Origin of the sequence: Bradyrhizobium sp. WU425 (genome assembly GCF_021052305.1) — a bacterium.
GTDB lineage: Bacteria > Pseudomonadota > Alphaproteobacteria > Rhizobiales > Xanthobacteraceae > Bradyrhizobium > Bradyrhizobium canariense_D.
The window spans coordinates 6,453,319-6,477,106 of sequence record NZ_CP088089.1 but is presented as its reverse complement, the minus strand read 5'-3'; the positions used below and the strand labels follow the sequence as shown (position 1 = coordinate 6,477,106).

Genomic DNA, 23,788 nt, shown 5'->3' with positions numbered 1-23,788 from the left:
TCGCACTGGCAAGATTGCGGCCCTCAGAAAGCCCGCGCGGTGCGGGCGGGCTGCAGCGCCGCCGTCGCATCCAGCCGCAAATCCTTTCGGATTCCGGCATCCACCAGGGCTGCGGGCGCGAACCGGCGCAGAAATCGCAGGCGCTTCGCAAGGCTGCCGGCCGCGTATTTGAGTTGCGGGCGCACCGCGCTCGCGGCCTTCAGCACGGCATCGGCCACGACGCCGGGCTGTTCGGCCGTCGCCATCACCTCGTTCACCCGCTTGGTCACGCCGGCGCGCGCCTCGCGATATTCGTCGAGCGTGGCGTCGGGCTCCATGAAGTTCGCGTCGAACGGCGTCTTGGTGTAGGCGGGCTCGACTACGGAGACCCGGATGCCCCGCGTGCGCAGTTCATGGTCGAGCGATTCCGAATAGCCTGCCACGGCGTGCTTGGTCGCGGCATAGAGCGCGCCGTAAGGCATCGGCAGAAAGCCGAGCACTGAGCCGATATTGATGATGCGGCCGCTTCCATGGCGCCGCATGTGCGGCACGACGGCGCGCGTCATCCGGATCAGGCCGAAGAAGTTCGTCTCGAAAATCGCGCGCGCCTGCTCCATCGAGCTCTCTTCCGCGCCGGCAGGGGCAACGCCGAAGCCGGCGTTGTTGACGAGCAGGTCGATGCGACCCTCGCGCCGGATCACTTCGCCGACAGCGGCTTCCACCGATGCATCGCTGGTGACGTCGAGAGCCAGCATCTCGAACGCCTGCTTGCCCGCCTGCGCGCCCCGCCTGCTGGTGCCGAACACCTTGTAGCCGGCGTTCGCGAGTCGCTCCGCCGTCGCCTGGCCGATGCCTGAGGAGGCGCCGGTCACTAGCGCGATCTTCGGTGTAATCCTGTTCATAATGCCTCTCCGACGCCACTACCGGGCCTGAAATCGTTTGATTACGATCGTAACTATTGATATACATGACGATCGTAATTATAAAAGTCAAGCCCCGCCTCTAAGGATCGGTCCCATGCGCGTCTCAAAGGAACAGGCCGCCAAAAATCGCGAGCATATTCTCGAGACTGCCTCGCGCCTGCTGCGGGAGCGCGGCATCGCCGGCGTCGGTGTCGACGCACTCGCCGAGGCGGCCGGGATGACGCACGGCAGCCTCTACAGCCAGTTCGGCTCCAAGGAGCGGCTGGTCGAGGAGGCGGTGGCCCATGCGATCGACGCCAAGGGTCAGGAATTCCCCGAGGCCTTCGAGCTCGAGGACTATGTTTCGCACTATCTCTCGCCGGGGCATCGCGACGATCCCGCCGCCGGCTGCCCCTTCGCTGCGCTCGCCTGTGAAGTGTCACGTCAAAGCAGCGGCCTAAAGCAGCGTTTCACCGCCGGCGTGCGCGGCGTGATCGGCTTGCTGAGCAGCCGAATGGCCACCGATCTGAAGCCACGCCAGCGCGAGGACAAGGCGCTCGCCGCCGCCGCCTCCATGGTGGGAGCCCTCGTGCTTGCCCGCGCCGTGGACGATCCCAAGCTGTCGGACGATATTCTTCGCGCGACGAGGAATTCGCTGGCGGGGTGAGGCCGCGTCCCGGCGGGCCGCCGAAGTCCGGAACAAAATTCCGGTGACGACGTTCGACGTCGCGGACAGCCAAAAGCGATGGCTGCCGATCTTCGACATCGACATACTTTCGAACGCGCATGGATGACTACAGCGATCTGGTGCTCGGCATGTTGGCCCTGGCCGTCGCTGCCCTCCTGTTGGTGGCGGGCGAGCTCTATCTCGTGACCCGGCCAGAGCCGCCGCAAACTCACGCGCCGGCCCCACCGGTCGTTACATCGTCGGCCGAAACCATTTTTTGTCATGTCGATTTTGGAGCGTAAGCAGACCAACTCGAAGAGGTGGGCAATGGGAAGCACTGCAACTGTTCCGATGCTGTCGTCTGAGGGCGGATTGACACATTACCTGGCGGAAATTCGCAAGTTTCCGATGCTGCGGCCCGATCAGGAAATCGCCTACGCCAAGCGATGGCGCGAGCACGGCGACCGCGAGGCAGCCTATCATCTCGTCACAAGCCATCTGCGGCTCGTTGCCAGGATTGCGATGGGATATCGCGGCTACGGCCTGCCGGTTGCGGACATCATTTCCGAAGGAAACGTCGGCCTGATGCACGCCGTCAAGCGCTTCGAGCCGGAGCGCGGCTTTCGGCTCGCGACCTACGCGATGTGGTGGATCAAGGCGTCGATCCAGGAATACATCCTGCGGTCCTGGTCGCTGGTCAGGATTGCCAACAGCGGGGCGCAGAAGAAGCTGTTCTTCAAGCTTCGCCGGACCAAGGCGGAAATTTCCGCCCTGGAGGATGGTGATCTCCGCCCCGAGCACGCCAGCCGGATCGCGCGGCGGCTCGGCGTGCAGGAGAACGACGTCATCGAGATGAACCGGCGCCTCGGCGGCGACCTGTCGCTCAATGCCTTGGTGCGCGACGCCGACGGCGGCGAAGTCCAGGACTGGCTCGTCGACCCCGCGTCCAGTCCTGAAGCCGCGTACGCCGAGCAGGAAGAAACCAGACGGAGGCGTGAAGCCCTCGCCGGCGCCATGGGCGTCCTCAAGCCGCGCGAGCGCGACATTCTCGAGGCACGCTGGCTCTCCGAGCCGCCGCTGAGGCTTGAGCAACTCGCCGCACGATATGGCGTTTCACGCGAGCGGGTGCGGCAGATCGAAATGCGCGCGTTCGAAAAGGTTCGGGCTGCTATCGGCGGACGCCTGGCAGCCGGCTCTTGAAACCAAATCGGCGCCTCCTAATTCTTTTGGCAGCCGCATGCGAGTGCGGTGCCGGACGCCAAAGCAGGGTCCGGCAAGGCCATCGGGGCTCGCCCCGGTGATGCTCTTAATCCATGTTGCTCACAGGAGGATGTGGTTATGAGAACCGACGATATGTCTCCCCTCTGGCGTTCGACCATCGGTTTCGACCGCCGTTCCGCCGCGTCGCATCGCGATCGATGCTGCCGGCAATGCCGACCCGAAATCGAGCACAAGCAGGCGGCCTGACGAGTTGATCGTCCGGGCTTTGCAGCGCGTGCGTGGCCCTCGCCGCGCGCCGAGCTGCGCCAATCGACAATCAAGACAGGAGATAAGGAGAAACGACAATGGCACTACGCGATCTCATTCCGTGGAACAACGGCTCACGCAACATGGCCGTTCAACGCGGCGAAGCCGGCAACCCGCTGCTTGCGCTTCATCGTGAGATGAACCGGCTGTTCGACGACGCCTTCCGCAGCTTTGATCTCAGTCCGTTCGGCTCCTCGACCGCAATGGGCTGGCCGAACGTCGAACTCGACGAGAGCGACAAGGAAGTAAAGGTCGTCGCCGAGCTTCCCGGTCTCGAACAGAAGGACGTCAACGTCGAGCTTGCAAACGGCGTGCTGACGATCAGCGGCGAGAAGAAGAGCGAAACGGAAGACAAGGAGCGTCTCTTCAGCGAGCGTTACTATGGCCGTTTCGAGCGGCGCATTCCGGTCGATGACGTCGACCAGGACAATGTCGCGGCTTCCTTCAACAACGGCGTTCTCACCGTCACCCTGCCGAAGTCACCGGCGGCACAACAGAAGGTGAGGCGCATCGCGATCAAAGGCAAGTAAGCACCATGTGTAAGCATGGCCGTGGGCGGGAGCCGCCGCTCCCGCCCGCGTCCGGCCGGCGGCCGCATTTGCGTCCGTCGGCTCGCTGCAAAATTTTCCGGAACGCTCGGAAACTTCAATTCCGGTCTGGCGTTTTGCGGTCGGTTTCCAAGTTCTGGGAGTCGCACATGAAGAAACTTGCTTTAGTCCTGACGATGATCTCGGCCCTGTTCGTGGCGGCGGCCTCGCCGGCGGAAGCCCATGGCTGGCGCGGCGGCTGGCACGGCCATTGGGGCGGTCCCGGCATCGGCTTCGGTCTTGTTGCCGGTGCGCTTGCGGCGGGGCTGGCGGCCGATGCCTATTATGGCCCGCGCTTCTATGGCCCGCCCTACGGCTATTATGGACCGCGCGTCGTGCGGCGGGCCTATTATGTGCCTTACGCCTACGCTCCACCGCCCTATTGGGATCCCTGGTGGTGACGAGACAAGGCCCGGACCATCATCCGGGCCTTTTGCGTGAGGGTCATCCACTGGATGCGCGTCGCGCCGCGTCTATTTGCGGTTCGCTCCCGTCGAGCCTGAGCCCGGCATGGCCTGCTGACCGCCCTGGGTTTGCCTGGTGTCGTTGTCGCCTGGCCGGGTCGTGGAGGACTTGGCCGGTGCGTTCGCGCCGCCGCCATTGTTGTCCGATGACGTGTTGAGGCCGGAGGCTCCCGCTCCCGTCGTGCCGCCGGTGCCTGAGGAGTCGATGCTCGACCCGGTCCTGGACGCACCCGCGCCGCCTTGCGCGAATGCGGAAGAGGGGAATGCGAGAGCCGCAACGAGCCCTGCGAGAACCAGTTTTTTCATGTCCGCTCCTGTGCTTGACCTCGTCACATGCCATGCGAGGCAAAGATCTCGGCACGCACCTGTTCCTGGGCGGGAGCGGAAATCCCGCGACAAGCGACGATGAGTCATCCCGAGCTCATCGCGCGCGGAGCGATCCGTTCCTGCGCTTGCGGCGTCAACTCGTAGCGGTCGCCCGTTTTCACCAGCCAGCCCGCCTCGATCATGCGTCGCGTCATGCCCGCGCTGCACAGCGGGTGGCTGCCGCCGGGATGAAACAGCGCGCCCTCGCGTTCGATCAGGTAGCCGTAGAGCCGCGCCTGTCGAAGCGGGTTTTGCATCCCTGGTGTGGGCGCCTCCATGGTCTCTCGCGCAGTCCTCCAAGACGGCCTGAGATGCCGGGCCGATCCCCCGTCAGGCGGCCCCGGCCTGTGGCCCGGGGGCGGGGCTTCGAGCCGAGGCCGCCATTGCCGGAATCGCAAGGACCCGGCGCGGCCCAATACGCAACGGCCCCAGGTCGTTCCAACGACGTCGTTCCTGCGAGCTCGGTCCTACAAACTATCCGTTGCTCTTTCCGGATGGGTGGCGGCAAGGCGATGGCCCTAGGCCGACCAACGATCCTGCTCTTCCTGGTGGGCATGCTCGTTCAGCCGTTCGGCGATCTGATCCGCGATCTTCTCCGACTCGGCCGAGGCCACCGGCTCGCCCTTGTGGGTCCTGAGCTTGTCCTTGTCGGCTTCGATGGGGAAATCGTCGGGCTTCAGTCCGGCATCTTTGGTCATGGCGCGCCTCATTGTGTCTCACATCCGGAAAACACGGGCGAGGGCCGTTCGTTGCTGGAACAATGAAGGCGCAATCGAAAGCCACAGCCTGGCGCAAGCGCCGCGCGGCCCGCGCTTTGCTCAGGCCCCGCCGACGGCCCGGATCACGGTCCCGCTGCCGCCGCACGTCGCGCAGGGCGCGCCGTCGATCCGCCCCTTGCCATGGCAATCCGGACACACATCTTCGCCGGTGCCCATCGTCCCCGGTGCGGCTTCATCCCCGGGGTTGAGCGCCGCCGAACCCGTCGGCGGTGTCCCGGTCTTTACGCCCTCCGTGTCGGTCTTGGTCATCTGCACCTCCCTCTAAAAGACCGCAACGCGTCTTGCCGCAGGAAGTGCCAATCGTGATGTCAGATGCGGTGCACGTCAGTCGCGAGCCTGCGCAACCTGGGAAAGTACGCCGTCCGCATTGGAGGCCATCACCTCATCATCACCGCACGCCCGTGCCTTTGCAGCGCTGGCACTTCACCACCTTGTCGCCCTTCTTGAGCAGGCCTTTGCCTTCGCAGTTCTTGCATTTCTGCTTCTTCTTGATGTTGGGGCCTTTTTCATTGGTCATGGACGGCTCCTGCCGCGAAAGAGCGGTTGATTGAGCATTGTATGGGCGGGTTCTCGGCGAGAACACGCAGCGTTTCTGGTGGGCAGCCCAGCGGAACAGCCGAACGGTGCCAGATAAGCCCTACGCTCATGTCGGCTGCGGCACCACCCGCACAACGATGGCGCGTGATCGCGCCGATTGTTCGTCGCCACACGGCTCCCTAGCCTCGGAACGTTCACCGCCTAAATGCATTTAGGTGGTGTAAAGACGATGGAGGCCCGAATGGCGAGCGGGCTCACGCACCGGCGCTTGGCGTTGAACGGGATGTCGATCTTCTATCGCGAAGCGGGACGCGCCGGCGCGCCGGTCCTGCTGCTGCCGCACGGCTATCCCTGTTCCTCCTTCCAGTTCCGCCGGCTGATGCCGGCGCTCGCCGACCGGTGGCGGACGATCGCGTTCGACTGGCCGGGCTTTGGTTACAGCGGCACGCCCGACCCGTCGGAATTCGCCTATGATTTCGACGCCTATGCAGACGTGCTGGCCGGCCTCGCCGATGCGCTCGGCCTCGGACGATACGCCTTGTGGCTCCACGATTACGGCTCCCAGATCGGGCTAAGGCACGCGATCGCTCACCCCGAGCGGATCGCCGCGCTCATCATCCAGAACGGCGATATCTATGAGGATGTGCTGGGCCCGAAATACGCGACCATCAAGGCCTGGTGGGCCGACAAGACGCCGGCGAGGCACCGGCCGCTCGAGGAGGCCGTGAGCGAGGATGGCTTCCGTGCGGAGTTCGTTGGCGAAGTGACGGACGACGTCGCTGCCCGGGTGCCGCCCGACCTCTGGAAGCTTCATTGGCCACTCATGGACACGCCAGTGCGCCGACAGGTCTGCGTCGGGCTGATGGAGAAGCTGGAGGAGAATCTCGGCTGGTTCGCGCGCTATCAGGCGTATCTGCGCGAGCACCGTCCTCCAACGCTCGTGGTGTGGGGCCCCGAAGACGGATACATGCCGGCCGAGTCCGCCCGCGCCTATCGCCGCGACTTGCCCGATGTCGATCTGCACCTGCTCGACGGCGCCGGACACTGGCTGCTCGAGACGCATTTCGATGAGGCGCTGCCCCTGGTCCGCGCCTTCCTTGCGCGTGTCAATGCCTGATCGTCCCACGGCGCGGCCTTCGCCGCGCTGGTGTCCCTTCGCCGCCTAAAGGAGGAAGCAAGCATGCCAACCAATCCTTCCATCGCACGAATCTGGCGTGGTCGTACCCGGCGGGACATCGCCGACAGCTACGAGCAATATCTGCGCGCTGAAGGCATTCCGCCGCTCGAGAAGACGGCGCTCGGCGTCCAGCTGCTGCGCGAGGACCTTGACGAGGAGACATGGTTCACGACCATCTCTTACTGGTCCGACATGCAGGCAATGACTGCCTTCACCAAGGCCGAGCCGACCAAGGTGCATCACCTCGACCGCGATCCCGAACTCCTGATCGAACTCCCTCAAAGGGTGGAAATCCACCGCGTTCTGGTCGATCGGTACGGCATGCGCTGAGCACGACGGTGCGCAACTTTGTCCTGTTCGCCGCAATGTCGTTGATCTGGGGGCTGACCTGGGCCGCCATCAAGGTCGGGCTCGGCGATCTGCCCCCGCTGCTGCTCGCCGCCGCGCGATACCTGCTGGCGGCCGCACTGCTGGCCATCGGAGTGCGTGGCGCCGGCGCCGCATTCGCCGAAGGCCGCGCACGGCCAACGATCGTTTCAGCTCTGCTGGTCAACACCGGCACCTACGGCTTGCTGTTCTGGGGGATGCAGCACGTGCCATCAGGGCTGTCGGGGCTGGTCAACCTTACCCTGATTCCGGTCCTGCTGTTTGCCCTCGCCGCGTTGACCGGCGAGGAGAGGCCGACCTGGCATCATGCCGTCGTGCTCGCGATCGGTTGTGTCGGTGTCATCGGGCTGTTCTGGGCGCGGCTCGGGGCCGGGTCCGATGCGAGCGGCCTTGGGCTCGCGGCGATCGTCGCCGCGACCGTGAGCTATTGCGTCGGCAGCGTGGTCGCGCGTCCGTTGGTCGGTCCGGTGAAGCCCCTGGCGCTGACGATGGTGCAGGCGGCGATCGGCGGCGCCGCCCTGCTCGGCCTTTCGCTGGTGCTGGAACCCGTATCGAGAGACACGCTCGACGCTTTCCTCACTCCGGCGGCAATCGGCAGCCTGTTGTTCCTGTTGCTGCTCGGAACGATCGTGGCTTATACGATCTATCTCGTGCTGCTGCGTGAATGGGGTACGATGCGCGCAGGTCTGTATGCCTTTGTCTCTCCGATCATCGCGCTTGGCACCGGTGCGTGGTTGTTCGGCGAGGCGATCGGCTGGCTCGAGATCGGCGGCGCTGCCCTCATGCTGGTGGCCGCCGCGATGGCGCTGCTCCGGCCTTGGGAAGAACGTCCGACGTGAAGCGTTTGCGCAGCATCGCCGATCGACCGCCGCCGCTTCACCGCGTAGCGGGGAATCTGGCGCTCGATTTCGCCAACACGATCAGCTGGCGCGGCACGGACCAAGAGGCCGATCACTTGCGCGACGCCGAGGGAATGCTGGCCTGGGCAAGGGATGCTGGACTGGTGGGCGTCGATTTTTCGCTTAATGCAAGGCAGCGGGCGTTGCTGGTCTACGATGGCCGGCGCCTGCGCAACGCGATCGACCAGGTAGGCGCTGCGATCGCGGACGGCGATGAACCGCCGGCGCTGGGCATGGCGGTGATCCACGATGTTGCGGCCCGTACCTTCACGGCCGCATTGCTGACCGGTTCGCCGGCCACCATCGAATTCACGCACGGGGACCGGATCCTTGGTCCGCTTGCCTGGGCTGCGGTCGACCTGCTGCGCGGCGACGAACTCGACCGATTGAAACGATGTCCACAGCACGACTGCCACTGGCTGTTCATCGATCGCACCAAGAACAGATCCCGTCGCTGGTGCGAAATGGCCACCTGCGGAAACCGCGCAAAGATGCAATCGCGCCGGTAAGCCGACAGCTGCCTTGAACAACAAGCCTCCAGCTCTATCTTGCGCCCGCGAAAGCATCCGCTGCGTAGACGACCTTGCCGCCCACGACCGTCAGCAGAGACGCCGTGGCGCCAATCTGCTCGACGGGGACGGACAGGAAATCCCGATCGAGAATCGCGAAGTCGGCGAGCTTGCCGGTCTCCAGCGTGCCGCGCCGCGTCTCGTCGAAGCAGAACCACGCGCTTCCCACGGTGTAGAGGCGCAAGGCATCTTCGCGGCTGGGTGTTTCGTCCGGGCCGCGCGTCGAGAGTCCGCCGACGGTCTTGCCGTCGAGCATCCATTGCAGCGCCACGAACGGATTGTAGGATGCGACCCGATGCGCATCCGTGCCGGCCCCGACATGGACTCCCATGCGCAACGCCGTGACGAGGGGTGGCATGCTGCGGGCGGCTTCGCCGACCTGCGCCACGATACGGTCACCTCCGAGATACATCGCGTCCTGCATGGTCCAGCCGATACCAAGGGCTTTCATGCGCGCCAGCGTTTGGGGCGAGGTGTTGTCGAGATGGGCGATGGACCAGCGCAACGGCGCGAGCGGCGTCTCCTTGTTGACCTCGTCATAGAGGTCCAGGAGGTGATGGACGGATTTGTCTTCCTGCCAGTGGATGGTGACGGTCAGCCCTTGTTTGGCCGCCCAGCGAATGATCTCGCGGAACTTGTCCTTGGCGGCCGCGTCAGGCGCATTGTTGTTGTACATGGCGCCGGTGATCCGCTCGCCTAGTCCGTTGAACCGCAGCATGTCGTCGCCGAATCCCATCGGCAGGAACGGCGTGAGAGTCTTGTACTCGTCGAATTCCGCGCCGACATTCTGGGCGAACAGGCTGAAGGCAACGCGAACCGACAATGATTTGTCACGCCAGAGCTTTTGCAAGGCCGCGTAGTGGCTGGGATAGATGCTGAAGCCGCCGGGATCCACGATCCCGGTCACGCCGAGACGATTGAGCTCCGTGAAGAACTGCCGGGTCCCGGCGACATTCTCCTCGAAATTCGGCCTCGGCAGCCGATCGAACAGCGCGGAGATACTGACGATGGAGCCGTTGAGCCACCCCGTGGCGTCGCCCGATGCGGCGCGTTCGGTCGTGATCCCGGCCGGCAACTGATCCGCGGACATCCCGAGGGCTTGCTGCGCTTTGGGCGTCATCAGCACCGCCGAATAGAACAGCTGGATGTAAGCCGGATTGTCGGGAACGGCCGCCATCACCTCGGCGAGCGTTGGCCGCCGCTTCTCAGTAAACTGCAATTCGCTCCAGCCGCCGGCCACGATGATCCAGGATGCCGGGCGCGCTTGTGCCGCCTGGCGCAAGCGTTCCATGGCCTCAGGGATAGTCTTTGCGCCGATCCAGTTGACCTCGGTTGCGTAGGTGAGGCCGGCGCGCACGGCGTGAATATGGGAATCGATCAATCCCGGAATGATGGTGCGCCCGCCTGCGTCGACGCGGCGCGTCGCGGGCCCAACCAGGCCTTCCATGGCATCGTTGCCGCCAATCGCGACGATCTTGCCGTCGCGGACTGCGAGAGCCTGCGCGATCGTCGATGCGGGATCCAGCGTCACGAGCTTTGCGTTCGTGACAATGAGGTCGGCCTTTTGTGCGTAAGCCAAACCGGCCCAGCACGAGATCACCAAAATCGCCAGAAGCTTTCGCATTGTCAGTCCTGACATGAGAGAGGCTGAAGGGGCGCCACGCGTCCGCCGCCGCATGCGCTCGCGGACATCGCGCGTCGCAACGGGGAGTGTCGCGATCCTGACCATGTCTGGCACCAACAAAATTAGCCGGTCCACCGGAAAATGCGGCTAAAGGCCGAACTATTTGATCTTACAGCCCGCATTCGCCAATTGGGCTTCGGCGCGGCAGGCTTCGCTCGTTTCGCTCGCCATTGTGGCTCCGGCTTGCCTAGCCGAAGATAGCGGAGCGAGCGAAGGTTGGCGGGCCCGGCAGGACTCGACCCTGCAACCAGACCGTTATGGGCGGCCGTGCTCACCGGTTAGAAAATCTATAGGTTGCACTTTTCTATGCTGTTCGTTGCATCCATGCATTTTAATCCCAGTGAGTTAAGCCGCTGATTGTGAACCAAGCACCAATTCTATTTCTCGTTGGACATGGGTTGAAAAACCATAGAAATCCAAATTCTGTCCTGCCAGCCAATTTCGCGCATCGACTACGCCGAGAGATTTGTTGGGGGATAGGCTGTTTAGGCGTTTTGCGGTCATACGAGAAAGGCCAAGGGCGACAAGGCTGATCATCGTCTTATCCGAAGCACCGACCTCTAGATAAAGCGAAAGGGAAGGAATGCTTCCAGCGAGCTCGCCCAAGCCGGCGTTCGAAAGCACATGCGCCAAAATTGCATTATAGCAGCCAAACGCCCTTACATAATTGAAGCGCAATTCCTTCTCGACCAAGTCGAGCGTTGCCCGAATATGTGTGCTTATAGACGCTGTCTGAAAACGAGCACGATCATCGATCAATTCAGGGATTGGAGTTCCCTGCATCCATTTTAGAAGCATGACTGCGAAGAACCGATTTTGCTTCTCGCTGTTTGCTTTCGGCAAAATGGTCCGATGGAGGAGGTCGAGCACTTTTACGTAGGACTCGAAGGCGCCGCCTTCGCGGGGGTGAGCCGGTAACAATCCACGCGCGACATCGCGAGATCCAGCGTCGACTGCTGAAGTTAAGTAACTATACAACTCCTGCTGACGATGCGCCGAAATCGTAGGAGACAACCTCAAAATATTGGCAGGTAAAGAAATCCGCTCTGCGGCCATCGACAATGCGTTTTCCAGTTGCTGCCGTGACGTCGGACTAGGCGACGGGTAAGAACGATCGAGGGTGCTCGCTATGCGTCCACTCTTGTAGTCACTCAGCAATCGAACAAAGGCAGTTTCTAACTCGGACCTTGCGCTGATTTGAGCTGCAGAGTCATCATCGATTACAGCAGTAAGATCGGACCCGCGAAGATGTATTGCCTGTTGCATTGCTGGAACGATGGGGGATAGACGCGGGCCCGACAGCGGCTGCTCCTTCCAATGTTGATAGTTAAGGAGATAGATATTTCCCTGAAATTCCTTTCGAAGACGGCCCGCACGTCCAGCTAAATTCCAAAAATCAATCGATTCGAGTGGTGTGCTCTTCTTCCGCTGTGGCGTATGCATAAAAATGTTCTGCGCGGGCATGTTCACACCAGCGAGCAGCGTGCTTGTGCAGACCAGATATCGGAGTTCTCCAGCAGAAAAGCCCTGTTCGATCGCGTTTCTTAGGACCGTGGGAATGTTTCCGTAGTGAAACCCGACACCATTCAAAGCCGTGGCGGCTAGAACGTATTTCGAGTGCACTGCCTCCTTCGCCAAGTTCGACAGCTCCTGAAGTGCTGGCGAAACGGCTCGATCGGTAAGCTCCCCTGCGCGTAATGTGCTGATCTGAAGAGCAATCTTCTCTGCATCCGCTTGGCCATCCGCATAAACGATAGACTGTTTTTCCGATCCAAATCTGTGAGACAAATGGACGAGACAGTCGGTTCTTGATGCAAGAGTTTGCTCCAGTCGGGCTTTGCCAATCTCATTGCGATTTGCACCTTCTCTGGCATAAAGGGCAACGTCACCAAGCTTCACACCGGTCACCTCAACTTCGATAAAGTTCTGAGATACCGTGGCTTCGTTGGTGAATTGGGGATGAATGTCCGATCTGCCGGTCATGCGTCCGAATATTTCAAGGTTTGAAACGGTCGGGCTCGCAAACAGTAGTTGGGTGTTGCCCTTTCGGGCAACCAGTTCATCGATTACGCCTTGGAGGAGTATTCCCCTGTCGCCGTCCTGTACGGAATGTGCCTCGTCAATCACGAGGAAATCGACCTCGCAATGAGGGTCGTTATTCAACAGGATTTGGAGCCGTTCTTGGGTAAAAACAAAAACGACCTTAGGCGGGAGCTTCTCATCGGACTCCGGAGGAACAGTTATCACCTCTACATCCTGTACCGATGCATCGGTTAGTGCTGCCTTAAGGTCTGCTTGCACTTGCGAAATGAGCGCCCGAGTAGGGACAACATAGCAGGCTCGAAAGCCTGGTCGTGAAGCATAAGCATTTGAGATGAAGGCTTGCAAAATGAAGGATTTGCCAGTCGATGTTGGCGCGGAAATCGCGATTGATGCTCCGTTACTAAGGCCGTCCCATAGCCTCTTCTGAAAATCCGTTAGCGAAAGCAAGCTTTTTGCAACCTGCACCTCGTTGCCGCGTCGCCTCACCAATTCTTCCTGAGCTATTGCCCAAGGTGTTGAAGCTAGTGCGTTGCCGATGGGAGAGTTTGTTGACACACTTGGAAAGTTGCCAAGCCTAACGAGAACGGCGCGGACAGCCGCGTCCAAGCCATCGATACTGCCGGCAAATAGTTCATGCACGTAAGTTGCGAGGCGATACGCCGTCAGGCGTTGAGAAGAGTCCGATGAACAGGCAAGTATCGCGGCTGCTTCGACGTACCGGCTCGCCTTGCTTCCCTCGATTGAAACTATCGGTCCTGTAGGTTCGATCCCAGCGGATTTTGCTATCCAGAGCCGCTCGAGAATCTCCATTCCTTCAGATAGTCGTGGACTGGACCAAACCCTGTCAATCAATGCATCTATCATTTCGCCCAACCGATCCTTTGCTGCCAGTCAACACGCAACTGAGCGACCGACATCACAGGTAGGAAGAAGATCTCTAATTTGTGGTGGGTGATATTCTTGGCGGCGAGCAAAGAGTGGAGAGAAGTTGAGGCCGCGTTCAACTGCTCTTCAAGCTCTTTTGCAAAGAATGCTTCGATCTTGTCGATGTCTACTGTGGCAAGCTTTTTGAAGGCCCCAAAGTCAAAACCAATTAAGCAAGTCGATGCATAAATCTTTTGATCGTACATATCGCTGAGGGGATCTAGATACTCGACTATCTTGGCTTGCGCATCTGCCAGCAATCCCGTTGTGCCGATAAACCGGCGAACTAGCCTGATGTCCTCTTTCAACTTGGAATGTTCGAGTGCGCTGGAGATCGAATTGACGGCATCGCTCAAAGCACTTCCGATGGTCTTGTGAATTTTTGCTTCGCCCCAGAAGAAGATCAACTTGTTAGAATTCGCGTCGAACTTGACGTGTATTCCGTCCGAACTATGTACCGGCATCGATGATGTAGTTTTCATCGACATCTTTGCCAGTAACTGCGGTGCTTCGAGAACCCATTCTGTCAGAAGATAGAGTAAGAGTTCACCGCACTCGCCGTTCCGATTTGTTGATTTCTGCGCCTTTATGAAAAGCTCGGCGGCGGAATCGCGCAGCTCGATATAAGCGAGTAGCTTCTCTTGCTCACTAGCGTTGCGTACTTTGTCATGCACAGAGTCAATTTCGGATCGGCTCAACGCAAAATTACAGATGTAAAGCGAAATGTGCTCCAGTAACTCTCCTAACCGAGGTTTAGCGCCTTGGAATGGTAGGTAGTGCCCCCGGATCGTAATGTTGCCGTTGCTGTAACTCTTGGGCTGCAGGGAACGCATCAACTTCGACAACGACGAAAAATTTCCCTGCAATGAGGATACTATGTCAGCGGTGCTGATATCGTTCGTCTTTGACACAATCGACCTGTAATATCCGGATCAGTTCAAGATGATGCTGTGCTAATCCATGTGGATGCTGGACGCTGCAGTTACGCAGACCTTGTACGAAAAATCGACACGCGATCCGTCACGTCTTACGACCGCAAAACACCTGGTGTTAAAATCCGCTCGCATCACCTCGAAATGGTGTATTCCATTGCCGACCTTCTCGCCCGAGTCGGGGTGTAGCTTCAAAAGTTCAATTAGGAACGCAGCGTCAGAATCTGACACCCAATGTTCGGGGGCGTACTTTGAGAGAACCTCCTTGCAAAACAGCAGGGCCTTTTGCTGCGTTGGAAACGCGAGGTTGCCGATCTGCAGCGGTTTAGCTTTCCCCATGAGGAATACTATCGCCGCAACTGATGCGTGCAAGAAGGTTTAGAGAATTGGGCGCAAGATTCTTGCAACGCTTTATAGTGCACCGCAAACCCCCAGAGGTGATTGGCCATTCTGAACTCGCAACAGCGGGCAATCTCGGGCATCGCCACAGCGGGAGGCTTATACCAAAGGTCGTTCGGCAGGCAGCACGCGCCGGCTGGTCGGCTCAATAGGCATCGGCAAGGCGACCGCCGTTGTTCTTCGCGCTCCCTTACGCTTTTCGGCGACAATCGAGGCTAGTCTCTTCTTGGTATCGTCTCCAATGTTATCTCTCCAATCTGCTAAAACAGAACTGATAGCCCTCGTTCTCTGCGCCAAATGCGATACTCATCGATGTCTTTAGCGTGCTTCTCTTGATTGCAGGGCATGCACGCCAAAACAAAATTGCTGAACTCGTGCTGGCCACCTTTGGCAATAGGAATTTTGTGGTCGATGTGAAAGTCGTTGCCGACCGCTTCCTTGCAATAGAAGCAAACATAGCCACCATCTCTTCGCGCCAGTCGAGCGCCGTAGTGCGTCCGATCAGCTTGGGTCAACCTTGTATCGCTGCGAAGCATGGTTCGCTCGTATGCACGACTACTATGAACCTCATTGTACTCTCTGACGGCTTGGCGCATGCAGGCCCGACATTTCCAGCGAAACCCACCCTGCGGGTTATGCCCGAAATTGTCTTTGCTCAGCTCGTATGTTCGCCGACAGTATCTGCAGGTTCGCTCCGCCATTTGCGATCACCGGTCTGATCTAGCCTTGGTCAAAATGGTATGTCATCATCCATGTCGTTCGAAGCACGGCGTCGCGGAGCTAGCTTTTTCTCCCCTTCCGGTGCTCGCGGTGGCGCGATTACCTTAGGCGGTTCGGCGGGAATGAGTCGCTTGCGGGCCTCGTCGTCGGCGTTCTTGGCTTCGCCGACCAGCTTGAAGATGCTGGCAACCAGCCTTTGTGCAGCCTCGCCGGTCGACCAGAGTCCGCCCGGTGCGCTCGCCAAAGCGATAACCATCAACGTCACCGTCATCAAAGGTAGGCGGCGCTTTTCTAGTTCGGATTCAAAGGCGTCCAATTGATCGAGTAATTTGCCTCGCTTATCCTCGTCGAGATCGGACTTTTCGATCGCATCGCGCAAGTGATGCAAGTAGGTTCGGATCTTCGTCTTTAGGTCCGAAGAGACAGAGACCGAGTCGCGCTTAGTCCGCGCGCTATTCTCCAGGACAAGTTGGGTCACAAAGAAATCGACATCCGATTGAAACTGACGAAAGGTCTGATCATCATACTCTTGGTTGCGAGGCATCATGATGGAAGCTAGCGGCTCAATCTCGAACTTCTTGGCAGCGGCCACTACGATGTTCATGAACCCGTGGCGGGCATCGGTGATTTGCTGCCAAGATCGCTGGTCTTCGTGTGAGGAAAGAGCATCGATCCGCTCGCTCAGCCTCGTCTGAGTAATTCGAACGAATTGAGCGAACGCCTCATGCGCGTCATCATCCGGCAGGGCCTCAAGCTCGTCCGCTCTAATGAATTCATGCAACTGCATATTGATTTCCCCCAACCAAAGGTAGCGCACGCTGGCGGGATTCAAAAGGCGGTAAGACTCATTACGGCGACAGTGCACTCGATTCAGGGCGCCCCGGGGGCGCATCGATGAGCATGTCTTGCAGCCCACCTTCGCCCTTGGGGCTTCGGCGCGGCAGCCCTCGCTCGCTTCGCTTGCCATTCGTGGCTCCGGCTTGCCTAACCGAAGCTCGCGAAGCGAGCGAAGGCTGGTGGGCCCGGCAGGACTCGAACCTGCAACCAGACCGTTATGAGCGGCCGGCTCTAACCATTGAGCTACAGGCCCCGCCGCGAGACGGCCCGCGGGACGCGCGGCCGGCAACGGTGCGCGGTTCGTTTACAGGGGCGGAGGCGAGGGTGCAATGCTGGCGCCGGCGGTTGCAAACGTTGGCGCGGCAAGGCCCGAGATTTTTGAATAACCGAAATCGGCGATGATGCCCTTATAGTCCTGTTTTGCCCGACGGCGCAAGCCCACCTCGCCGAGCCTTCGCCCCCCGACCCTGGCAATCGCGCCAGGGTGCCTCGCTTTTCGATTCCATAACCCCTTGTGATCGCTCGATGTTTCTACTGTGCATGGGGTTGTTTTCGCGCATTTTGTTGGGAGGGGGCTTCCGATCCCCTCCGATGTCGCGTTGGCGCGCTGCCGGCGCGCGGCAGTTCCGCAGGCGCTAGTCCACCGACACGCCGGCGAACTCCACCACCTTGCGCCACTTCTCGGTCTCGCCGGTGACCAGCTTGCCGAACTCGGCCGGCGTCATCGGCTTGGGGATGCCGCCGGTCTCGGTGAGGCGCGCGACCAGCTTCGGGTCCTTCAGCGCCTCGTTGACGGCCTTGTTGAGGATCTCGATCACGTCCTGCGGCGTGCCCTTCGGCGCGGAGATGCCGTAGAAGCCGACCGATTCGAAGCCCGGCACCGTCTCGGCGATCGCGGGTACATCAGGCACGCTCGGCCAGCGCTGCGGCGAGGTCACGCCGAGCGCGCGGACATTGCCGCCCTTGGCCTGCTCCATCGCGGAGGGGAGGTTGTCGAAGATCAGCTGCACCTTGTTGGAGATGATGTCGGGGAACGCGATCGCAGATCCCCGATAGGGCACGTGCACCATGTCGCACTTGCTCATCACCTTGAACAGCTCCGCCGACATGTGCACCGAGGTGCCGTTGCCGGACGAGGCAAAGGAGATCTTGCCGGGATTGGCCTTGCAGTAGTCGATGAACTCCTGAACCGTCTTCGCCGGGAACGCGTTGGAGACGACCAGCATGTTGGTGAGCTGCATGATGCTGGCCACCGGCACGGTGTCGCGCAGGAAGTCGAACGGCAGCTTCTTGTAGAGCGAGGTCGAGATCGCGTTGTTGGGCGCGACGAACAGCAGCGTGTAGCCGTCCGGCGGTGAAGTGATCGCAGCAGCGGCCGCGATGTTGCCGCCCGAGCCGGTGCGGTTCTCGACGATGAATTGCTGGCCGAAGCGGTCGGTCAGCCACTGCGCCATGATCCGCGCCACGATGTCGACCGGGCCGCCGGCGGAGAAGCCGATGATCCAGTGCACGGGACGGTCGGGATAAGCGGCGGAGGCGGGAGGTGCGGCGCCCAACAGCGTTGAAAGGAAAACCAGCCCGAAAACACTGTTACGCAAAATTCGCAACATGACGCCTCCCATGTTCTATTGTCGTTGGGCTGCATGCTTTCACAAAATCGGGGCGCTGCCTACATCGCCGCAAGTCGATGTTGACGCGCCCCCGCCGGGACCGACCATGAGATTCGCTTTTGTTTTCCTGCTCGGCGCGGCGCTGCTTTCAAGCCCCGCTGCCGCTCAAACCGGAGGCAACGCCATTCCGACCAACACACCCAGCCTGACGATCAGCTTGGGCACCGCGACGCCCGGCGGCGGTTTTCCGCTCTATGGCAACGCCTTTGCGCAAGCCATGAACGCAGCCGATCCGCAAACCATCATTGCTCCGCGCAACACCAAGGGCAGCAACGAGAACATTCCGCTCTTGGAGAAGGGCGCGCTCGATCTCGCTCTGGTCGCGGGCGAGCCGGCCTATGAAGCCTTCGCCGGCATCGGCCGCGCGCCGGTACGGTTGAAGATTCTCACGGCGATCTATTCCAACCCCGGCATGTTCGTGGTGCGCGCGGACAGTTCCTCCAAGACCATTCGCGATCTGGTCGGTCAGCCCGTTGCATTCGGCGCCAAGGGCTCCGGCCTGCCGATCCTGGCGCGTTACGTGCTCGATGGTCTCGGGTTGAAGCAGGACGAGGACTTCAAGGCGATCTATCTCGACCGCGCCGGCGATGGCCCCGCGATGGTCGAGGATGGCCGTGTCGCCGCACTCTGGGGCGCCGGCATCGGTTGGCCCGGCTTCGCCGCGGTGGCCTCGAGCGTATCAGGCGCGCGCTTCATCGCGCCCAGTGCCGAGGAGATCGCGCGCATCCGCGCCAAGCATGCGTTCCTGAAGCCGCTCACCGTGCCGGCCGGCAGCTACCCGAACCAGTCCGAGCCGATCGCCTCGCTCGGCTCCTGGAGCTTTGTGCTGACACGCGAAGATTTGCCTGACGATGTCGCCTATCGCCTGGCGAAGACGCTGCACGGCGTCGAGCCCACATTCTGCAAGCAGCTCGCCCAAGCCTGCGAGACCACGGCCGCGAACACGGTCGCCGCCGCGCCGAAGCCCGAGCTGATCCATCCCGGCGTGATGAAGTACTTTCGCGAGATCGGGGTGCTGAAGTAGGGCGCTTCCTTCCTTCTCCCCCTGTGGGAGAAGGTGGCGCGAAGCGCCGGATGAGGGGTATCTCTCCGCGAACTCAACAGCGAGTTGGACTCGCGGAGACGACCCCTCACCCGGCTTCGCTTCGCGAATCCACCCTCTCCCGCAAGGGGAGAGGGTGCACCGTCAGCGCGGCTTCGCTACACCCTCACTTCTTCACCATCGCACACGCCGGGTCCGGCGGACCGAACGCCTTGTCGCCCGAGATCGTGGTGAGGATCTTGTAATAGTCCCACGGATATTTGCTTTCCTCCGGCGTCTTCACCTGCACCAGCCACAGATCGTGCACCATCAGATTGTCTTCGCGTAAGCGGCCGCTGCGGGCGAAGAAATCCTCGATCGGCTTTTCCCGCATTTTGGCGGCTACCTTGAGCGGATCGTCGGTGCCGGTGTCCTTGATGGCGTTGAGATAGTGCATCACGCTCGAATAGACGCCGGCCTGCCACATCGACGGCATCTTGTTCATCTTGGCGAAGTAGCGCTTCGACCATTCGCGGGTCTTGTCGTCCAGGTCCCAATAGAACGATGTCGTCAGCAACAGCCCTTGGGCTGCCTGCAGGCCGAGGCCGTGGATGTCGGTGATCAGCGCCAGCAGCGCCGCCATCTGCTGGCCGCCCTTGAACACGCCGAATTCGGAGCCGGTCTTGATCTCGTTCATGTTGTTCGGCGGACCCGCCGCAATGCCGATGATCTTGGCCTTGGAGGCCTGCGCTTGCAGCACGAAGGAGGAGAGGTCGGGCGTCGCCAGCGGCGGCTTCACCGAGCCCAGCACCTTGCCGCCATTGGCGGTCACGACCGCCGAGGCGTCGCGCTCCAGCGAATGGCCGAAGGCATAATCGTCGGTGATGAAGAACCAGCTGTCGCCGCCGCGCTTGACCACCGCGTCCGCGGTGCCGACCGCGAGCGCGCGGGTGTCGAACACCCACTGGATCGCATAGGGCGAGCAGAACTTGCCGTGGAAATCGGCGGTGCCGGTGGAGTGGGTGATGAACAGCCGCTTCTTCTCGTTGGCCATGTTCTGCACCGCGAGCCCGACCGCGGAGACCGGTACGTCGACGATCAGATCGACCTGGTCGACGTCGTACCAGCGCCGCGCGATGGCGCCGCCGATATCGGCCTTGAGCTGGTGGTCGCCGACGACGATGCTGATCGGCTTGCCGAGCACGGTGCCGCCGAAATCGTCGATCGCCATCTGCGCCGCCGTCACCGAACCCTGGCCGGTCGGCGCCGAGGCCGGACCGTTCATGTCGGTGAGCACGCCGATCTTGACGACGTCGTCGGACACCTGCGCCATTGCGGCGCCCGGCAGCAGCGTCGCCGCCAGGAACGTCGCTGCAAAGCCGGCAGCGACCGGCAGTCCAAATCTCGTTGGCTTCATATTTGTCCTCCCCTGATCCGGCGCGTTGGCCGGTGTACCCCCGGGTATGGCCCGGCTGAATTGGTTTCTTTTGCAACTATTTGGGGGCGGGCGTCAACGTCAGGCGGCGAAGCGGATTTGTCCGGCCGGGGAGGGATCGTAGCCGGTCAGCTCCTCGGCGCGCTGGAGCAACCGCTTTTCGCCGAGGAACCGGATCAGGCCCTGCATAGCGGGGCGGAAATAGCTGCGCTGCCGCATCGCGAGGTCGAAGTTCTCCCAGACCAGCGGCACGAAATCGAGGCCGGCCGAGCGCGCGGACGCACGCGTCGCGATGCCGCAATCGGCCTGTCCCGCGCGAACGATCTCGGCGAGATCCGGCCCGGTCAGGGCCGGCATCTCGATCCGGCGCAAATCGCGCGCCGAGGCGCCGGCGCGCTTCAGCAGCACATCGAGCAGCATCTGCGCGCCCGTGCCCTGCTGTCGCATCGCCATCCTGGCCCCGAGCGCGAGCACGTCGGAAAGGCCGCGCAGCCGCTTGGGATTGCCCGGCGGCAGCACGAGACCCTGCTCGCGGCGCGCGAACGCGACCAGCAATGCATCATGCAGGTCCGGAGCGTCTCGCAGAGCCGTCGCATTGGCATCGGCGGCAAGATTGCCGTCGGCATCGAGGCTGTGGAAGTGCATTGCCACGGCCATCACCTCGTCCCGCTGCAAGCGCTCGAGCCCGCGCGCGCTGCCCTCGCTCATCGATCCCAGGCCCGAGCCGGATTCGCGCAGACTCCAATCCAGAAGCTCGTCCTGGCTGCCGCCGACGACCGGCGGCGGCTCCGCGATCAGCATGCCGGCCGGGCGCGCCAGTCCGGACAGCACCCAGAGGTCGAGTTCGTGCCGCGGGAAGAGCCATTTTCCGGTCACCTTGGTGCAGGGGATCGCACCGGTGGTGACGAGTTCGTAAAGCTTGCGTTCGCCGAGCCGAAGATAGTCGGCGGCTTCGCTGGTCGTCAGGAATTCCATCCTGCATTCCTATGCAAATTCTTGCTTCTTTTTGAAGTTCGACGCAGGTGGAATTCTGCATTTCAAGTTTTGTCCGCCACGACCATGCCCGATCATCTCGCTGCTTTGCAACACATCCCCACGCGCGATTTCTGCCTTGGTGAACGATCCTGAATCGCTCGCGTGGTGCGGATCTTGCGGTCTTCGCGCGCGGCGCATTGCCGGAATTTCCCGACGCTGCGGGCACAATGTGCAAACGCGTCACGAGTGCGGCGCAATCCATCAGCATCATGATCGCGTCATAGCCAGTGGGAACCCGATCATGGCCGTCCGCCGCCTCTCCGTTGCACTCGCGCTTCTCTGCGGCCTCGTCGCCGGCGTTGCAGCGTCATCCGCGGAGGACCGCGCGATCGTGCTCGCCACGACCACAGCGACGCAGGAGTCCGGCCTGCTCGACTATCTGCTGCCGATGTTCCGTGAGAAGACCGGCATCGAGGTGACGGTGATCGCGCGGCGCGCCGACGAGGTGCTCGAGGGGGCACGAAGGGGCGAAGTCGACGTCGTGCTGATGCATGCACGGCCGCAGGAGGAGAAATTCGTTGCCGACGGTTTTGCGGTGAAGCGCTTTGACGTGATGTACAACGACTATGTGCTGATCGGGCCGAAGAGCGATCCCGCCGGCGTGAAGGGCAAGGACATCGCGACCGCGCTGAAGGCGATCGAGGGCAAGGGCGCGCCGTTCGTGACGCGCGGCGACCGCTCGGGCACGCATGCCGCAGAGCTCGCGCTCTGGATCGTCGCCGGCATCGACATCGCCCGTACCAAGGGCGCATGGTATCGCGAAGCCAAGCAGGACATGGCCTCAGCCCTTGATGCAGCGCGCACGGCGAACGCCTATGTGCTGTCCGACCGTGGCAGCTGGATCGCTTTTCGGGATCGCGGCGATCTCGACATCGTCGTCGAAGGCGACAAGCGGCTGCTCAATCAGTACGGCGTGATGCTGGTGAACACCGCGAAGTTTCCGAACGTCAAGAAGGAATTGGGGCAAGACTTCGTCGACTGGCTGATCTCGCCGGACGGGCAGGCGGCGATCGCCGGATACAAGGTCGACGGACAACAACTGTTCTTCCCCAATGCGGACAAATCGGGCGGCTGACGTTCGTGTCGCCAGCGGTTGCCAAACCGGGCGATGCATGGTCCATCATGGCGCATGACCCAGCGCCTGCCGCCATCGCTGACGCCACTCGACACCGCGCTCGCCGCGTTGCTGAAGGGGCTTGATCCGCTCACGCCGGTGGAGTTGCCGCTGAGCGAAGCGGCCGGCTGCATCGCCGCGGGCAATCCGCTGCTCGCGCCTCGACCATCCTGTGACGTCGCTGCCGCGGACGGCTGGGCGTTATGCGCCAATGATCTGGTCGGCGCGTCCTCCTATTCACCGCTGCCGCTGCCGACAGCGCCCGCCTGGGTCGATGCCGGCGACGCGATGCCGGCGGGATGCGACTGTGTGCTCGATGCTGACGCAGTCGAGGTGTCTGGTCCGCTCGCCCAGGTGTTGGCGGAGGGCGTGCCGGGGCAGGGCGTCAGGCGCGCAGGAAGCGACATCGACGGACGAACGCCTGCCGCCGCAGAGGGGTATCCGGTCGGTCCTGCCGCTCTTTTGCTCGCGCGCGCCGCCGGGCTGGACCGGCTGAGCGTGCGCCGTCCGCGGCTGCGCATTGTCAATGTATCAGGTGCAACGCTGACCATGCATTTGATCGCGGACATTGCTCGCGCCGCTGGACTGGATGTGCAGACGAGCGAGGCCGGCGCGCGAGACGCGGGATCGATCGCGGAGACGTTGGGGACGCCTACCTGCGATCTCCTGCTGACGATCGGCGGCAGCGGCGTCGGTCGCAAGGATGCCGCGGTCACGGCGCTGGCCCAGGGTGGTGACGTGATCGCCCATGGTCTTGCGCTCCAGCCCGGACGCACCGCCGCGATCGGGCGGCTGGGAACCATTCCTGTCGTCGGCTTGCCCGGATCGCCGGACCATGCGCTCGCGGTCTGGCTCGCGCTCGTGCTGCCGCTCGTCGACCTTCTGTCGGCGCGGCAGCCGCGCCGACAGATAGTCTTGCCGCTCGCGCGAAAAATTGCATCCAGCGTCGGCATCGCCGAAATGGTCCTGCTGGCCGAGGAACATCATGCGTGGGTGCCGCTTGCGGTAGGAGAATGGCCGCTCCAGGCAATGGCCCGTGCTGATGCATGGCTGCTTGTTCCCGCCGGCCACGAGGGATTTGCAGCGGGCGCGCCGGTCGATGCCTATCTGATGCGGGAATGATATGGGTTTAGC

27 protein-coding genes and 1 tRNA gene are annotated in these 23,788 nt (G+C 61.8%); 12 read left to right on the top strand and 16 right to left on the bottom strand.

What is annotated here, in order from left to right:
- Positions 1 to 23 precede the first annotated feature (23 nt).
- Positions 24 to 881, bottom strand: a complete 858-nt coding sequence (locus BcanWU425_RS31265; RefSeq protein ID WP_204513725.1) for an oxidoreductase — start codon at positions 879 to 881, stop codon at positions 24 to 26.
- 115 nt (positions 882 to 996) lie between these two features.
- Here BcanWU425_RS31265 and BcanWU425_RS31260 point away from each other — a divergent pair, with 115 nt between their 5' ends.
- From BcanWU425_RS31260 to BcanWU425_RS31240, 5 genes are all read left to right on the top strand, one after another.
- The gene (locus BcanWU425_RS31260) at positions 997 to 1,548 is read left to right on the top strand and encodes a TetR/AcrR family transcriptional regulator (RefSeq protein WP_204513726.1); all 552 of its coding nucleotides are present in this window, start codon (positions 997 to 999) and stop codon (positions 1,546 to 1,548) included.
- A 119-nt stretch (positions 1,549 to 1,667) separates the two neighbouring features.
- A complete protein-coding gene (locus BcanWU425_RS31255) occupies positions 1,668 to 1,850 on the top strand; it encodes a hypothetical protein (protein ID WP_018455661.1) in 183 nt (60 codons plus the stop codon).
- A gap of 25 nt (positions 1,851 to 1,875) precedes the next feature.
- Positions 1,876 to 2,748 carry an RNA polymerase sigma factor RpoH gene (gene rpoH, locus BcanWU425_RS31250; RefSeq protein ID WP_204513727.1) on the top strand — a complete coding sequence of 291 codons (873 nt, stop codon included), beginning with the start codon at positions 1,876 to 1,878 and terminating at the stop codon, positions 2,746 to 2,748.
- A 365-nt stretch (positions 2,749 to 3,113) separates the two neighbouring features.
- On the top strand, positions 3,114 to 3,605 hold the full coding sequence (locus BcanWU425_RS31245; protein WP_018455659.1) for an Hsp20/alpha crystallin family protein: 492 nt from the start codon (positions 3,114 to 3,116) through the stop codon (positions 3,603 to 3,605).
- 167 nt (positions 3,606 to 3,772) lie between these two features.
- Positions 3,773 to 4,063, top strand: coding sequence for a hypothetical protein (locus BcanWU425_RS31240; protein WP_018455658.1), 291 nt, complete (start codon positions 3,773 to 3,775; stop codon positions 4,061 to 4,063).
- Positions 4,064 to 4,135: 72 nt separating this feature from the next.
- Here the strand turns inward: BcanWU425_RS31240 and BcanWU425_RS31235 are convergent, their stop codons facing one another.
- From BcanWU425_RS31235 to BcanWU425_RS37475, 5 genes are all read right to left on the bottom strand, one after another.
- Positions 4,136 to 4,432, bottom strand: a complete 297-nt coding sequence (locus tag BcanWU425_RS31235; RefSeq protein ID WP_026232997.1) for a hypothetical protein — start codon at positions 4,430 to 4,432, stop codon at positions 4,136 to 4,138.
- Between the two features lie 104 nt (positions 4,433 to 4,536).
- Positions 4,537 to 4,770: a hypothetical protein gene (locus tag BcanWU425_RS31230; protein WP_204513728.1), complete on the bottom strand. Its 234-nt coding sequence runs from the start codon at positions 4,768 to 4,770 to the stop codon at positions 4,537 to 4,539.
- A gap of 240 nt (positions 4,771 to 5,010) precedes the next feature.
- Entirely contained in the window at positions 5,011 to 5,190 is a 180-nt protein-coding gene (locus BcanWU425_RS31225) for a hypothetical protein (protein WP_018455655.1), read from the bottom strand.
- A gap of 120 nt (positions 5,191 to 5,310) precedes the next feature.
- Positions 5,311 to 5,520: a hypothetical protein gene (locus tag BcanWU425_RS31220; RefSeq protein ID WP_018455654.1), complete on the bottom strand. Its 210-nt coding sequence runs from the start codon at positions 5,518 to 5,520 to the stop codon at positions 5,311 to 5,313.
- Positions 5,521 to 5,659: 139 nt separating this feature from the next.
- A complete protein-coding gene (locus BcanWU425_RS37475) occupies positions 5,660 to 5,788 on the bottom strand; it encodes a hypothetical protein (protein ID WP_018455653.1) in 129 nt (42 codons plus the stop codon).
- 261 nt (positions 5,789 to 6,049) lie between these two features.
- On the opposite strand from BcanWU425_RS37475, the gene BcanWU425_RS31215 reads away from it, so the two are divergent.
- From BcanWU425_RS31215 to BcanWU425_RS31200, 4 genes are all read left to right on the top strand, one after another.
- The gene (locus tag BcanWU425_RS31215) at positions 6,050 to 6,925 is read left to right on the top strand and encodes an alpha/beta fold hydrolase (protein ID WP_231188856.1); all 876 of its coding nucleotides are present in this window, start codon (positions 6,050 to 6,052) and stop codon (positions 6,923 to 6,925) included.
- Between the two features lie 63 nt (positions 6,926 to 6,988).
- The gene (locus BcanWU425_RS31210; protein WP_085359688.1) at positions 6,989 to 7,315 is read left to right on the top strand and encodes an antibiotic biosynthesis monooxygenase family protein; all 327 of its coding nucleotides are present in this window, start codon (positions 6,989 to 6,991) and stop codon (positions 7,313 to 7,315) included.
- A gap of 8 nt (positions 7,316 to 7,323) precedes the next feature.
- Positions 7,324 to 8,211 carry a DMT family transporter gene (locus tag BcanWU425_RS31205; RefSeq protein ID WP_085350351.1) on the top strand — a complete coding sequence of 296 codons (888 nt, stop codon included), beginning with the start codon at positions 7,324 to 7,326 and terminating at the stop codon, positions 8,209 to 8,211.
- Positions 8,208 to 8,780, top strand: coding sequence for a CGNR zinc finger domain-containing protein (locus BcanWU425_RS31200; RefSeq protein ID WP_204513730.1), 573 nt, complete (start codon positions 8,208 to 8,210; stop codon positions 8,778 to 8,780). The genes BcanWU425_RS31205 and BcanWU425_RS31200 overlap by 4 nt, the downstream gene beginning before the upstream one ends.
- A gap of 34 nt (positions 8,781 to 8,814) precedes the next feature.
- Here BcanWU425_RS31200 and BcanWU425_RS31195 read toward each other — a convergent pair whose 3' ends face one another.
- The 8 genes from BcanWU425_RS31195 to BcanWU425_RS31165 form a co-directional block, all read right to left on the bottom strand.
- Positions 8,815 to 10,464 carry an amidohydrolase gene (locus BcanWU425_RS31195; RefSeq protein ID WP_204513731.1) on the bottom strand — a complete coding sequence of 550 codons (1,650 nt, stop codon included), beginning with the start codon at positions 10,462 to 10,464 and terminating at the stop codon, positions 8,815 to 8,817.
- Positions 10,465 to 10,869: 405 nt separating this feature from the next.
- On the bottom strand, positions 10,870 to 13,431 hold the full coding sequence (locus tag BcanWU425_RS31190) for a DEAD/DEAH box helicase (RefSeq protein ID WP_204513732.1): 2,562 nt from the start codon (positions 13,429 to 13,431) through the stop codon (positions 10,870 to 10,872).
- Positions 13,428 to 14,336: a HamA C-terminal domain-containing protein gene (locus tag BcanWU425_RS31185; protein ID WP_204513733.1), complete on the bottom strand. Its 909-nt coding sequence runs from the start codon at positions 14,334 to 14,336 to the stop codon at positions 13,428 to 13,430. The genes BcanWU425_RS31190 and BcanWU425_RS31185 overlap by 4 nt, the downstream gene beginning before the upstream one ends.
- 108 nt (positions 14,337 to 14,444) lie before the next feature.
- Positions 14,445 to 14,762 (bottom strand): DCL family protein, encoded by a 318-nt coding sequence (locus tag BcanWU425_RS37760; protein ID WP_204513734.1) that lies wholly within the window; start codon positions 14,760 to 14,762, stop codon positions 14,445 to 14,447.
- Between the two features lie 320 nt (positions 14,763 to 15,082).
- On the bottom strand, positions 15,083 to 15,358 hold the full coding sequence (locus tag BcanWU425_RS31180; protein ID WP_204513735.1) for an HNH endonuclease: 276 nt from the start codon (positions 15,356 to 15,358) through the stop codon (positions 15,083 to 15,085).
- Between the two features lie 194 nt (positions 15,359 to 15,552).
- Positions 15,553 to 16,509 carry a hypothetical protein gene (locus BcanWU425_RS31175; RefSeq protein ID WP_204513736.1) on the bottom strand — a complete coding sequence of 319 codons (957 nt, stop codon included), beginning with the start codon at positions 16,507 to 16,509 and terminating at the stop codon, positions 15,553 to 15,555.
- A 47-nt stretch (positions 16,510 to 16,556) separates the two neighbouring features.
- A tRNA-Ile gene (locus tag BcanWU425_RS31170) sits at positions 16,557 to 16,632 on the bottom strand.
- A gap of 382 nt (positions 16,633 to 17,014) precedes the next feature.
- A complete protein-coding gene (locus BcanWU425_RS31165) occupies positions 17,015 to 17,989 on the bottom strand; it encodes a Bug family tripartite tricarboxylate transporter substrate binding protein (protein WP_204513737.1) in 975 nt (324 codons plus the stop codon).
- A 106-nt stretch (positions 17,990 to 18,095) separates the two neighbouring features.
- Between BcanWU425_RS31165 and BcanWU425_RS31160 the strand changes: the two genes are divergently transcribed.
- Positions 18,096 to 19,073, top strand: a complete 978-nt coding sequence (locus tag BcanWU425_RS31160) for a TAXI family TRAP transporter solute-binding subunit (protein WP_204513738.1) — start codon at positions 18,096 to 18,098, stop codon at positions 19,071 to 19,073.
- Between the two features lie 184 nt (positions 19,074 to 19,257).
- Here BcanWU425_RS31160 and BcanWU425_RS31155 read toward each other — a convergent pair whose 3' ends face one another.
- Both BcanWU425_RS31155 and BcanWU425_RS31150 read right to left on the bottom strand, forming a co-directional pair.
- A complete protein-coding gene (locus BcanWU425_RS31155; protein ID WP_204513739.1) occupies positions 19,258 to 20,487 on the bottom strand; it encodes an ABC transporter substrate-binding protein in 1,230 nt (409 codons plus the stop codon).
- A gap of 99 nt (positions 20,488 to 20,586) precedes the next feature.
- Positions 20,587 to 21,480: a helix-turn-helix transcriptional regulator gene (locus BcanWU425_RS31150; RefSeq protein WP_204513740.1), complete on the bottom strand. Its 894-nt coding sequence runs from the start codon at positions 21,478 to 21,480 to the stop codon at positions 20,587 to 20,589.
- A 301-nt stretch (positions 21,481 to 21,781) separates the two neighbouring features.
- On the opposite strand from BcanWU425_RS31150, the gene BcanWU425_RS31145 reads away from it, so the two are divergent.
- Together BcanWU425_RS31145 and BcanWU425_RS31140 are read left to right on the top strand one after the other, a co-directional pair.
- Complete coding sequence (locus BcanWU425_RS31145; RefSeq protein ID WP_204513741.1) at positions 21,782 to 22,615, top strand: substrate-binding domain-containing protein; 834 nt, start codon at positions 21,782 to 21,784, stop codon at positions 22,613 to 22,615.
- 54 nt (positions 22,616 to 22,669) lie between these two features.
- Positions 22,670 to 23,776, top strand: coding sequence for a molybdopterin-binding protein (locus BcanWU425_RS31140; RefSeq protein WP_204513742.1), 1,107 nt, complete (start codon positions 22,670 to 22,672; stop codon positions 23,774 to 23,776).
- The last annotated feature ends 12 nt before the right edge of the window (positions 23,777 to 23,788 follow it).